The 10,515-nt window shown below is 64.6% G+C and carries 12 protein-coding genes; 8 read left to right on the top strand and 4 right to left on the bottom strand.

Annotated elements, in window-relative coordinates; genetic code table 11:
* Positions 1 to 73 precede the first annotated feature (73 nt).
* From MY55_RS02160 to MY55_RS02185, 6 genes are all read left to right on the top strand, one after another.
* Complete coding sequence (locus MY55_RS02160; protein WP_043580775.1) at positions 74 to 334, top strand: BufA1 family periplasmic bufferin-type metallophore; 261 nt, start codon at positions 74 to 76, stop codon at positions 332 to 334.
* Between the two features lie 53 nt (positions 335 to 387).
* Entirely contained in the window at positions 388 to 1,212 is an 825-nt protein-coding gene (bufB, locus tag MY55_RS02165) for an MNIO family bufferin maturase (protein WP_065201898.1), read from the top strand.
* Positions 1,199 to 1,963, top strand: a complete 765-nt coding sequence (locus MY55_RS02170; protein WP_053006818.1) for an HvfC/BufC N-terminal domain-containing protein — start codon at positions 1,199 to 1,201, stop codon at positions 1,961 to 1,963. Before bufB ends, MY55_RS02170 begins: the two co-directional genes overlap by 14 nt.
* The gene (locus MY55_RS02175; RefSeq protein WP_043580781.1) at positions 1,960 to 2,430 is read left to right on the top strand and encodes a DoxX family protein; all 471 of its coding nucleotides are present in this window, start codon (positions 1,960 to 1,962) and stop codon (positions 2,428 to 2,430) included. The genes MY55_RS02170 and MY55_RS02175 overlap by 4 nt, the downstream gene beginning before the upstream one ends.
* Before the next feature lie 76 nt (positions 2,431 to 2,506).
* The gene (gene serB / locus MY55_RS02180) at positions 2,507 to 3,349 is read left to right on the top strand and encodes a phosphoserine phosphatase SerB (RefSeq protein ID WP_043580783.1); all 843 of its coding nucleotides are present in this window, start codon (positions 2,507 to 2,509) and stop codon (positions 3,347 to 3,349) included.
* A gap of 9 nt (positions 3,350 to 3,358) precedes the next feature.
* Positions 3,359 to 3,883 carry a hypothetical protein gene (locus MY55_RS02185; RefSeq protein WP_043580785.1) on the top strand — a complete coding sequence of 175 codons (525 nt, stop codon included), beginning with the start codon at positions 3,359 to 3,361 and terminating at the stop codon, positions 3,881 to 3,883.
* A gap of 12 nt (positions 3,884 to 3,895) precedes the next feature.
* Here the strand turns inward: MY55_RS02185 and moaA are convergent, their stop codons facing one another.
* Complete coding sequence (moaA, locus tag MY55_RS02190) at positions 3,896 to 4,870, bottom strand: GTP 3',8-cyclase MoaA (RefSeq protein ID WP_047238012.1); 975 nt, start codon at positions 4,868 to 4,870, stop codon at positions 3,896 to 3,898.
* 517 nt (positions 4,871 to 5,387) lie between these two features.
* Between moaA and MY55_RS02195 the strand changes: the two genes are divergently transcribed.
* Entirely contained in the window at positions 5,388 to 7,301 is a 1,914-nt protein-coding gene (locus MY55_RS02195; RefSeq protein ID WP_043580790.1) for a S53 family peptidase, read from the top strand.
* Positions 7,302 to 7,608: 307 nt separating this feature from the next.
* On the opposite strand, the gene MY55_RS02200 is transcribed toward MY55_RS02195, so the two are convergent.
* Positions 7,609 to 7,896 carry a glycine zipper domain-containing protein gene (locus MY55_RS02200; protein ID WP_047238753.1) on the bottom strand — a complete coding sequence of 96 codons (288 nt, stop codon included), beginning with the start codon at positions 7,894 to 7,896 and terminating at the stop codon, positions 7,609 to 7,611.
* Between the two features lie 107 nt (positions 7,897 to 8,003).
* Positions 8,004 to 8,744 (bottom strand): acetoacetate decarboxylase, encoded by a 741-nt coding sequence (locus MY55_RS02205; protein ID WP_043580792.1) that lies wholly within the window; start codon positions 8,742 to 8,744, stop codon positions 8,004 to 8,006.
* A gap of 227 nt (positions 8,745 to 8,971) precedes the next feature.
* Here MY55_RS02205 and MY55_RS02210 point away from each other — a divergent pair, with 227 nt between their 5' ends.
* Complete coding sequence (locus MY55_RS02210) at positions 8,972 to 9,271, top strand: hypothetical protein (protein ID WP_181243169.1); 300 nt, start codon at positions 8,972 to 8,974, stop codon at positions 9,269 to 9,271.
* Here MY55_RS02210 and MY55_RS02215 read toward each other — a convergent pair.
* Positions 9,268 to 10,311, bottom strand: coding sequence for an oxidoreductase (locus MY55_RS02215; protein ID WP_043580794.1), 1,044 nt, complete (start codon positions 10,309 to 10,311; stop codon positions 9,268 to 9,270). The two genes, MY55_RS02210 and MY55_RS02215, sit on opposite strands and share 4 nt — an antisense overlap.
* Positions 10,312 to 10,515: the final 204 nt, after the last annotated feature.

Consider the following 10,515-nt stretch of genomic DNA (forward strand, 5'->3'; position numbering starts at 1 on the left):
CATTCGCTTTGAGTACCATACGCCCACCCGATGGCAGCCGCGCTGCCGGGCAATCAACCCCAAGGAGTCAGACATGAAACAGAGCAAAGCCCTCATCGCCTCCGCGCTCGGCGCCGTCATCGCCATGGGCGCTCTCGCCAGCGCGCCGGCCGCCGCCGCCGACAAGGAAAAGTGTTACGGCATCGCCCAGGCCGGCAAGAATGACTGCGCCTCGGCGACCGGCGCCCACTCCTGCGCCGGCCAGGCCAAGATGGACAAGGACCCGGGCGACTGGAAATACGTAGCCAAGGGCAGCTGCGAGAAAATGGGCGGCAGCACCACCGTCAAGAAATAAGTCCCCCGCCCAGGCCCGCCGCGCGGCGGGCCTCCCCTCTCAGGAAAGCATCGATGCCCCCCCTGCCCAATGTCTGCGGCATAGGCCTGCGCGCCCCGCATTACCGCGAAGCACTGGAAACCCTGCCGCCCCTTGGCTGGGTAGAGGTGCACAGCGAAAATTTCTTCGACGGCGGCACCCCGCTCGCCATGCTGCGGCGCGTGGCCAAAAACTGGCCGCTGTCCCTGCACGGCGTAGGCCTGGGCCTGGGCTCCTGTCCGCGCCCCGACGCCGGTCATCTGGCCTCGTTGAAGCGCTTGGTGGACGAGCTGTCCCCGGCCTCCGTTTCCGAACATCTGTCTTTCAATCATTCGCCGTCGCGCTATGTGAACGATTTGCTGCCGGTACCCTACACCCGGGCCGCCCTCGACGCCGTCGCCGGCCACGTCATGGAAACCCAGGACGCGCTGCGCCGCCCCATCCTGCTGGAAAACCTGTCCAGCTACGTCGAATTTCCCGGCAATGAAATGAACGAGGGCGAATTCCTGGCCGAGCTGGTGCGTCTCACCGGCTGCGGCATCCTTCTGGACGTCAACAACCTCTACGTCAACCGCATCAATCTGGGCACAGACACCCGCGCGGTGCTGTCCGCGCTGCCGGCCGAAGCGATAGGCGAAATCCATCTCGCCGGCTACAGCGAGCGCGAAGGCATGCTGGTGGACACCCACAGCCAGCCGGTGCACGAAGGCGTCTGGCAGCTGTTCCGCGAAGTGATCCGCCAGATCGGCCCGCGGCCGACGCTGATAGAGTGGGATCTGGACATACCGCCGCTGGCGGTGTTGCAGGCCGAGGCCGCCAAGGCCCAGGCGCTGCTGGAGGCCCGACATGAACTGGCATGACTGGCAAAGCGCGCTGCTGGAAGCCATCGCCGATCCGGCCCAGCCCGCGCCTGCCGCCGAACTGGGCCTGCGCGCCGACGGGCTGGCGGTCTACCGCAACAACTACCGTGTCGGCCTGATCGACACGCTGGCCCACAGCCACCCGGTCTGCCGGCAACTGGTGGGCGAGGAGTTTTTCACCGCCCTGGCGCGGGAGTACGTCAAGACTCACGCCTCGCACAGCGGCAATCTGCATCTGTACGGCGCGTCGTTTTCCGATTTCATCGCCGGCTTCGAGCACTGCCGCGAGCTGCCCTATCTGGCTGACGTCGCCCGCCTGGAATGGGCCGCGCACCGCAGCTATTACGCCGCCGACGCCGAGGCGCTGGACAGCGGCGCGCTGGCGGCCTTCGCGCCGGAACAATGGGAGCAGCTGATTTTCACGCCGCTGCCCGGCGTGGCGCTATGCGCCGCTGACAGCCCGGCGCTCAGCATCTGGCTCGCCCACCGCGACGGCGGCTCGCTGGAAGGCATATTGCAACGCCCGGCCGAAAACGCACTGGTGTTCCGCCTGCGCGGCGAAGTCCAGGCGCAAGCGCTGGACCCCGCCCGCTACGCCTTCTACGCCGCGCTGTTCGCCGGGGCGGCGTTGGAACGCGCCATCCCCCCGGCGCTGCAGACCGACGAAAACTTCGACCTGCAAGCGGCCTTGTTCGGCCTGTTCCAACCCGCCCTGCTCTCGTCCATCCATCTACAAGGCGCACCCGCATGAATAAACTTATCCAGGCGCCGGTTTGCGGCTACCAGCTGCTGATCCGCTGCGCCAACCTGCTGCAACCCCTGGTGCTGCTGCTGTTGCGGCTATGGATCGCCAATGTGTTCTTCAGCTCCGGCCTGACCAAGATCGCCGACTGGGACGTGACGCTGGCTCTGTTCAGCGACGAATACCACGTGCCGCTGCTGCCGCCCGCCGTCGCCGCGGTGATGGCCACCTGCGGCGAGCTGGGCCTGTCCTCGCTGCTGGCGGCGGGACTGGGCGGCCGCTTCGCCGCCGCCGGACTGTTCATTCTCAACGCCGTCGCCGTCATCAGCTACCCTGACCTGACCGAGGCCACGCGCCAGTTCCACTATTTCTGGGGCGCGCAGATCCTGGTGCTGCTGGCTTTCGGCCCCGGACTGCTGTCCTTGGACCGGTTGGTGCAATGGCGGCTGCAAAAACGCGGCGGCGCAGAAGGCTGACAAAACCCGCCGGCCAGGCGGTAAACGGCGCAAGACGTGGCATAATAAAGCCAATCCTTCCCATGCCGACCGCACCATGAGCGCACAGAAAACCCTGGTAGTCCTCGCCCCGCAACCGGACCCGCAACATCTCGCCGACATCGCCCGCCTGGCCGGCGGCCAGCCTACCGTCGGCGAGGGAGCCGCGCGCATCCGCGCAGTCCTGCCGGAACACCGCCGGCAAGCGATCGAACAGTGCCGGCGCCACGGCTACGACGCTGCCTACGTCGACAGCGACAAGCGCTTGGGCGACTTCGGCCTGCTGGTGTCCGACATGGACTCCACACTGATCAACATCGAATGCATCGATGAAATCGCCGACATCAAGGGCCTCAAACCGCAAGTGGCGGAAATCACCGAGCGGGCGATGCGCGGCGAACTCGACTTCGGCGCCGCGCTGAAGGAAAGGGTGGCGCTGCTGGCGGGCCTGCCGGAGTCGGCGCTGGAACAGGTATACCGCGAGCGGCTGCGGCTGAATCCCGGCGCCGAGGCGCTGCTGGCCGCCTGCCGCGGCCTGGGGATCAAGACCCTGCTGGTGTCGGGCGGCTTCACCTATTTCACCGACAGGCTGAAGGCCGACTACGGCCTCGACTACGCCTACGCCAACCAGCTGGAGATCGTCGACGGCCGCCTGACCGGCCGCTTGACCGGCGACATCATCGACGCCGCCGCCAAGCAGCGGCTGCTGATGGCGACCCGCGACGCGCTGCAGCTGCGGGCCGACCAGGTGCTGGCGGTCGGCGACGGCGCCAACGACCTGCCTATGCTGCGGGAGGCCGGCGTCGGCATCGCCTATCACGCCAAACCCATGGTCAGCGCCGAGGCCGACATCGCGATCGAACGCGGCGGCCTGGACGCCATTCTGCAGCTATTTCTCTGAGCGACGGACATGCAAGACGCCAAAGCGCCGGACCTTCCGCAACTGGACACCGTCAGTTTCGACGCCGACCTGCCGTTTCAAGTCCAGGAGCGCGAAGGCGACTATTCGCCGCGACTGCAAAGAGAAACCCGGCTGGCGCTGCGCGTGCTGGCCGCGCCGGGAGAAACGCCCGATGACAGCAACCCCGTGCTGCTGCGGCTGGAGGCCAAGCTGGACCTGGCGCTGGAAGTCTCCCTGCTGGAGCGCCACCCCGACCGCCCCGCCTGCACGCCCTGCCGCCTGGGCCTGAGCGCGGTGGCCTGGTGCGACAGCCGGGCCTGGGCGCCGGGCCAAGCGCTGCTGATCTCGCTCTACCCCAACCCGGACTCGGCGCTCAGCCTATGCCTGAACGGCCGCGTGATCCAGTGCGATAGCCAATCGCCGCAGCGCCATCTGCTGGTGGCCGACATCAGCGGATCGTTCGACCTGGACACCCACCTGATGTGGGAAAAGTGGGTGTTCCGCCGCCACCGCCGCGCCATACTGGAGCGCTGAGACGGCAGCCCCTCAGCCGCCGGTCATCGACATGAAGCGCACCAGCTTCTGTGGCTGCTCGCGAAACTCATGGCGCTCCGGCTTCAGCTCTATCGCCTGCCGAATCGCCGCCTCCAGGCCGGCATCGTCTATGCCGGCGCGCAACAGTGGCCGCAGCTCCATTTTTTCCTCCTGCCCCAAACACATGTACAACGTGCCGTCCACCGACAGGCGCACGCGGTTGCAGGTGGCGCAGAAGTGTTGCGAGATCGGGGTGATCACGCCCAGCGAGAAAGCGCCGTCGGCGCTGCTCCAGTAGCGGGCCGGACCGCCGCCCAAGGAGACGGCCTGCGCCGATAAGCCAAACTGCCGGCTCAGCCGTTGCAGCACCGGCTGCAGATCCAGATATTGCGCGGCGCGGCCGGTATCGCCCATCGGCATCGCCTCGATCAGCCGCAATACCAGGCCATGCTCGATGCAGAAGGCCACCATAGACTCGATGTCCTGCTCGTTGACCCCGCGCATCGCCACCATATTGATCTTGATCGGCGCGAAACCGGCCTCCTTGGCCGCCATCAGGCCATCCAGCACGCGCGGCAGGCTGTCGCTGCCGGTAATCCGTTCGACGCAGTCGCGGCGCAGGGAATCCAGGCTGAGGTTCAGCCGGCGCACGCCGGCCTGCTTCAACTCCAGAGCGTGGCGCCGCAGCTGGGTGCCATTGGTGGTCAGCGACAAATCCTCCAGCCCGGGCAGGGCAGACAGCCTGGCCGCCAGTTGCGGCAGATTGCGTCTGAGCAGCGGTTCGCCGCCGGTCAGGCGCACGCGGCGGGTGCCCAGCCGGGCGAATACGGCGACCACTCGCTCGATCTCGTCGAAAGTCAGCCAGTTGGCCGGCTCCTCGAAACCCTTGAAACCCTTGGGCAGACAATAGTTGCAGCGCAAGTCGCAGCGGTCGGTCACCGACAGCCGCAGGTACTCGATGGCTCGACCAAAACGGTCAATCAGCATGCCTCCTCCAACCCCTTCTTCCACTTGATTCCTTCTTAGTCGCCATTTCAGACGCGATCTGTCGCGATTCCGGTTCTTATACGCCGCCGGACATCGCAACAGCTAACAAGCTCTATCTGAATTGTACTGCAGTCGCCATGACTTCACCGTCCAACATCATCGGTAGCCAACAAAACCCAATCGCATAAAACGCCAGCAAGGCTGGACCAGCCTTGCAAGCCCTTTCATCAGGCAAAATGCATCAAACCAACCGCAAAATAGAATGAAAGCACAATCAATTTAATATTGAGATCAACAACTTAGCAATAATTTACTGACAAATTTGTCACACAGAATGTTACAAAAACACTCAACTTGTCACAATTCGCCGTTCTTATACTGGTCCCGCCAGTTTATTCAAACTGGATATCCGGCACTCATCAAAACAAGCCGCGCAAACGGCGAAAGCCGCCGGATAGGGCCGCCATCCGCCGCGCCGGCGGCAAGCGGTCCGGACCCTCAAAGGAGAACTAGAAACATGGCAAATGCCTTCAAAATAAAAATGGTGGTCGCCGCCCTGGCGGCAGCGGTTTCTTCCAGCGCGATGGCCGCCGCCGCCCTCGATCTGGGCAAGGTGGAGCAAGCCGCGCCATCCAAAACCTTGACCGTGACCGTAGCGCTCAACCTGCGCGACCGTGATGCCGCCACCCGTTATCTGCAGGCCGTTCACAGCCCGGCGGACGCCAACTACCACAAATTCCTGACCCCGGCCGAATTTCGCTCCCGCTTCGCGCCCAACGACGCCACCGTCAACCGCGTCAGCGCCCGCCTGCAAGCCGCCGGCCTGACCGTGAAGCGCATAGGCAGCACCCTGCTGCAAGTCAGCGGCCCGGCCGCCACCGTGCAGCAAGCCTTCGGCGCAGAAGTCCACGTATTCCAGAACAAGACCGCCGTGCAGGGCACCGCCCGCTACATCGCCCCGGTGCGCGCCGGCACGCCCAAGGTCGACCTGAGCGACGTGCAGGCCGTCATCGGCCTGGACAGCCGCCCGCACTTCCGCCCGCACCTGCGCCAGGTTCCCAACCACCTGCAACCGTCGCTGAGCAAGGGCGCCAGCGCCGTCACCAGCGGCAACGCCCCCGGCCAGTGGACCGTGACCGACCTGGCGCGCCACTACGACATCACCCCGCTCTACAACAAGGGCATCCATGGCAAGGGCAGCACCATCGGCATCGTCACCCTGGCCAGCTTCACCCCATCCGACGCCTTCCAGTACTGGAGCGCAGTCGGCCTCAGCACCGACCCCAACCGCCTGAGCGTAGTCAACATCGACGGCGGCCCGGGCGCGCCCAGCGATGCCGGCGGCTCCGACGAGACCACGCTGGACGTCGAACAATCCGGCGGCATCGCGCCGGACGCCAAGATCATCGTCTACCAGGCGCCCAACACCACCCAAGGCTTCGTCGACGCTTTCGCGCAGGCGATTGAAAGCAACGCCGCCGACACCGTATCGGTAAGCTGGGGCGAATGGGAATGGTTCGACCAGCAAAGCCAAGCGGTGGACCCGGTGAACGGCAAGACCACCAATGTGCTGCAGGCCTACCACGACCTGTTCCTGCAGGCCGCGCTGCAAGGCCAAACCCTGTTCGCGGCGTCCGGCGACTCCGGCGCCTACGATGTCAACCGCGCCGCGCCGCTGCCGCAATACAACAAGGTATTGTCGGTGGACAGCCCGGCCAACCAGCAATTCATCACCGCCGCCGGCGCCACCACCGTGCCCACCACCCTCACCTTCCACCCCAACGGCAAGGAAATGAAGGTGAAGATCTCCAGCGAGCGCGCCTGGGGATGGGACTACCTGAGCGGCCTGTGCAAGGCGCTGGGCAAAGACCAAGTAGCGTGCGGCATCTTCCCGGTGGGCGATGGCGGCGGCGTCAGCGGCTTCATCAGCCGCCCGTTCTACCAGAACTGGATTCCTGGCATGCAGAACACCCCGGCCGGCCAGCAACTGGTGGATACCAGCCAGACCCCGCCGCAGGTGATAGGCAGCATCCCGGCCAACTTCAAGGGCCGCAACCTGCCTGACATCTCGATGAACGGCGACCCGGAGACCGGCTACGTGGTGTACTACACCTCCGACAAGACCGGCTTCTCCATCCAGAGCAACAGCGGCGGCACCAGCTTCGTCGCGCCGCAGCTGGCCGGCATCACCGCGCTGCTCAACCAGTCGATGGGCGGCCGCCTGGGCCTGCTCAACTTCTCGCTGTACAGCCTGCTGGCGACTGGCCACGCCTACCATGGCTCCGGCCACCACGGCGCGCCGCTGCGCGACATCACCGCCGGCGGCAACTGGGGCTACAACGCGCATCGCGGCTACGATCAGGCCACCGGCGTCGGCGCGCCCGACGTCGCCAACCTCGATGCGGCGCTGCATCGCTACTTCTGGTTCTGATCCGGCCCTCGTGTCGGCAATGCAAACGGCCTTCGCTCGCGAAGGCCGTTTTTCCATTGGGCGCGAAGCGCATCTGCCGCCGCAGGATCTCTGACCGCTTCTTTGCTGCCATGCCGGCGATCAGGCGGCAAATCGGCGGGACGGGATAAGCGTTGCCCCCACGGCAACATGCGCGGATGCGCATGATTGCACCCCTGCCGCCGCGCGCCGCGGCTGTAACAGGCCGCAGTGGTTTAAGCGGCAGCGCGCCGCTTTGCGCCCATAAAAAAAGCGCCCGCGCAGCGGACGCTTTCTGCCGGATAAGGACTTAGCGGCAACGATGATGGCGATGCTTGTGCCGGCAGCGATAGCGGCCGTCGCCGCGCGCTTCGCGGCTGCCCGACTTGCCATAACCGTTGCCGATGGCCGCTCCGGCGCCGCCGCCTATCGCCCCGCCAATGATGGCGCCGTCGCGCCCACCCACCGAATGGCCGATTGCAGCGCCAGCCGCGCCGCCCAGGGCGCCGCCGACGATGGTATTGGTCGCGGTGTCGGCAAACGCCGCGGAGGCGGACAAGGCCAGACCGGCGGCCAGTATCAGAATGCTTGGCTTCATTTCATACACCCGCTTGAAAATTGAAGCCCGAGCATAAGGCTTGCGCCGGCAGTCGTCTGTATCTAAATGTTAGCGATTGTTCGCATTTTGTTTAGCAGCCCGCTCCTTCACTGCTGCAAATAGTCATACACCACCGATCCCAGGTCCAGCGTCAGATCGCAGATGAAATGCCGCGCCGACAGCACCTCCAATACCGGCAAGTCCGCCACCGGCGCCAGCGCGTGGGGATGCAGCTCCAGGGAAGCCGGCGCGCTCCAAGCGCCTTTTATCACCACATTGCTGGTATGGTAGCGCACCAATTCGCAGATCCGCGGCGTGCCGTCGACATGCGGAATGATCTTCAACAGGAAATTGGGTTCAGCCAGGCTGGCCTCCAGCGCCACCTGGTCGAGCTGCTGGTATTTGTAGCCCATGGTGCCGGTGGCGATGCGCAGGGGGCCGAAATCCAGGCTGCCGATCAGGGTGTCGCCGCAAACCTCCAGCTTCGGCCGGCCCGCTTTCTTGGGAAACCCCCATAACTCGCGTCCTCCAGCCAGCGGCGGCTGATCATCAAGAAACATCGCATGGGAATAACTGCCGCGCACGCCGCGGAACGTGACCGGAATCACCTGTCCGCTTTCCGAATAATCGCCGAAGCCGGTGGAGTCCGGCATCCGGATGAACTCATATTTGACGATATCGCCATCCGCCTGCAACGGCTCCGGCAATACCGCCTGGATCGCATCGGGATCGGTGCGGTAAGTGATGACCATATACTCGCGGTTGTAAAACCGGTACGGTCCCGGCGGGTAGGCCGGGCTGGTAAGGGGCATGGCGAAGGCACGGCTACGCACTTCATGCGGCTTCATAGAGAGGACTCCTTGGAAAACACACAGAATGGCAAAATATGCCGAACGGGTGATTCAAGCTGGATGATTCAACATATTCCGCGGCTGACTCCATCTCAATACGCAAAACTGCTAGGCTTCCCCCCGCCAACGCGCCCGCATAGCTTGCCGTGTTGACTCCGGCCCTCGCCCCGCCTCATCATGGCCATGGCGCGAACATCCACGCCACATCAACCACAGGACAAAACATGAACGCCGCCAAGAAAATCCGCCGCTTCCTGGAGGAAGGGCACGATCCTCAGCAAATGCAGGTGCTCAAGGAATTGGCGGCCGCCCTGGAAATGGGCCGCTCCTTCGATTTGAGCCAGCTGTACGATATCGATATGCGCTACTTCGAAGTCGCTATCGACCTGTTGAAAGACTGGCGTTTCGATCATCACATCAGCGCGCGCAGCAAGTTGCTGGAGCAACTGCTGACCGAAATCGCCCCCTCGCAACAAGCCGCACCCGCAACGGAAGAGCGCGGCAGGGAAAAACGCAAAGGCTAAGCCAGGGAAGGCGCGACGGCCTTCCAGCACTGTTGGGCAGCGCTGTCGCAGCCAAGTTCCAGCAACACCATCACCCGCCATGCCTCCCAAGCGTCAACCGGATTGGCAGCCCCAAGCAGAATGGCGTCGCGCACCCCGGCGTAATACCGCATGTAGTCGCCGGCGCCAGCCGGCCTTTCGACAGCCTCGCTCCCCGCGAGCAGCAAGCGCCCCGGCCGCGGGTCCCCTCCCCATCCCGCCTGTCCAGGCCGATCGCCGGCCTTCAACGCATCCTCCTGCGTATCCAAACCATATTTGGCATAGCTGCCCGCGGTGCCGTGGATGATGAAACGCGGCCCGGCATCCGCCGCCAAGGCGCTGGCATGCAAAATCACCCGCTTGTCGGCATAACGCAACTGGGCATGGAACCAGTCATCCGCCTGGGCCCCATCGCGCAAAGCGGCCAGCTCCAGAGAAATCGCCTCTGGCAAGCCCCACAGCTGCACCGCCTGGTCCAGCAAGTGCGGCCCCAGGTCATACCACAAGCCCGCGCCCGCCTGCGCCGACTCTCGCCAGCGTTGCCGCACATGCGGCCGATAACGGTCAAAATGGGACTCAAAATGCGTTACCCTCCCCAGCACCCCATCAGCCAACAGCTGCCGCACCGCGAGAAAATCCGCGTCCCAACGCCGATTGTGGAATACCGACAATAACAACCCGGCCTGCTCGGCCTGGAGCGCCAACCCGCGAGCCTCCACCGCCCTCACCGTAAACGGTTTGTCCACCACGACATGCTTTCCCGCCGCCAGCGCGGCGCTGGCCAGGGCGAAATGACTATCGTTCGGGGTGGCGATCACCACCAGATCCACCTCGCTCCCTGTCAACAACGCCTCAGGAGATGGAAAAACCTGCGCGGCCGGCAATGCGCTGCGAACCAGCTCGGCCCTGCTGGATGCCACCGCGGCCAGCTTGATGCCAGGCGTCGCCGACAGGAGCGGCGCATGAAACGTCGCACCCGCATAGCCAAAACCCATCAGACCCACTCTCAATTGATCAGGCATATTTTTCTCCGGCAATGAACGCATGATACGGCTAGCTGGCAATGTAAAAAACCCCAGCCGAACGGATGGGGTTGAGAACAAAGTGAGACATGCATAGGCACTGACAGGGCCATTCCATCGAACCAGGCTCTCTCCCCCTCGTCCCGCCAAAGCGGTGAGGCACATGACCGGGCCGGAAACGGCAAAGCCCCGCGTGGCGGGGCA

Origin of the sequence: Chromobacterium subtsugae (genome assembly GCF_001676875.1) — a bacterium.
In the GTDB taxonomy this organism is placed as follows: Bacteria; Pseudomonadota; Gammaproteobacteria; order Burkholderiales; family Chromobacteriaceae; genus Chromobacterium; species Chromobacterium subtsugae.

What these genes read in the sequence shown, in the direction of transcription:
- MY55_RS02160 (WP_043580775.1), top strand. Translation starts at nt 74, where the DNA reads ATGAAACAGAGCAAAGCCCTCATCGCCTCCGCGCTCGGCGCCGTCATC.
- bufB (WP_065201898.1), top strand. Translation starts at nt 388, where the DNA reads ATGCCCCCCCTGCCCAATGTCTGCGGCATAGGCCTGCGCGCCCCGCAT.
- MY55_RS02170 (WP_053006818.1), top strand. Translation starts at nt 1,199, where the DNA reads ATGAACTGGCATGACTGGCAAAGCGCGCTGCTGGAAGCCATCGCCGAT.
- MY55_RS02175 (WP_043580781.1), top strand. Translation starts at nt 1,960, where the DNA reads ATGAATAAACTTATCCAGGCGCCGGTTTGCGGCTACCAGCTGCTGATC.
- serB (WP_043580783.1), top strand. Translation starts at nt 2,507, where the DNA reads ATGAGCGCACAGAAAACCCTGGTAGTCCTCGCCCCGCAACCGGACCCG.
- MY55_RS02185 (WP_043580785.1), top strand. Translation starts at nt 3,359, where the DNA reads ATGCAAGACGCCAAAGCGCCGGACCTTCCGCAACTGGACACCGTCAGT.
- moaA (WP_047238012.1), bottom strand. Translation starts at nt 4,870, where the DNA reads ATGCTGATTGACCGTTTTGGTCGAGCCATCGAGTACCTGCGGCTGTCG.
- MY55_RS02195 (WP_043580790.1), top strand. Translation starts at nt 5,388, where the DNA reads ATGGCAAATGCCTTCAAAATAAAAATGGTGGTCGCCGCCCTGGCGGCA.
- MY55_RS02200 (WP_047238753.1), bottom strand. Translation starts at nt 7,896, where the DNA reads ATGAAGCCAAGCATTCTGATACTGGCCGCCGGTCTGGCCTTGTCCGCC.
- MY55_RS02205 (WP_043580792.1), bottom strand. Translation starts at nt 8,744, where the DNA reads ATGAAGCCGCATGAAGTGCGTAGCCGTGCCTTCGCCATGCCCCTTACC.
- MY55_RS02210 (WP_181243169.1), top strand. Translation starts at nt 8,972, where the DNA reads ATGAACGCCGCCAAGAAAATCCGCCGCTTCCTGGAGGAAGGGCACGAT.
- MY55_RS02215 (WP_043580794.1), bottom strand. Translation starts at nt 10,311, where the DNA reads ATGCCTGATCAATTGAGAGTGGGTCTGATGGGTTTTGGCTATGCGGGT.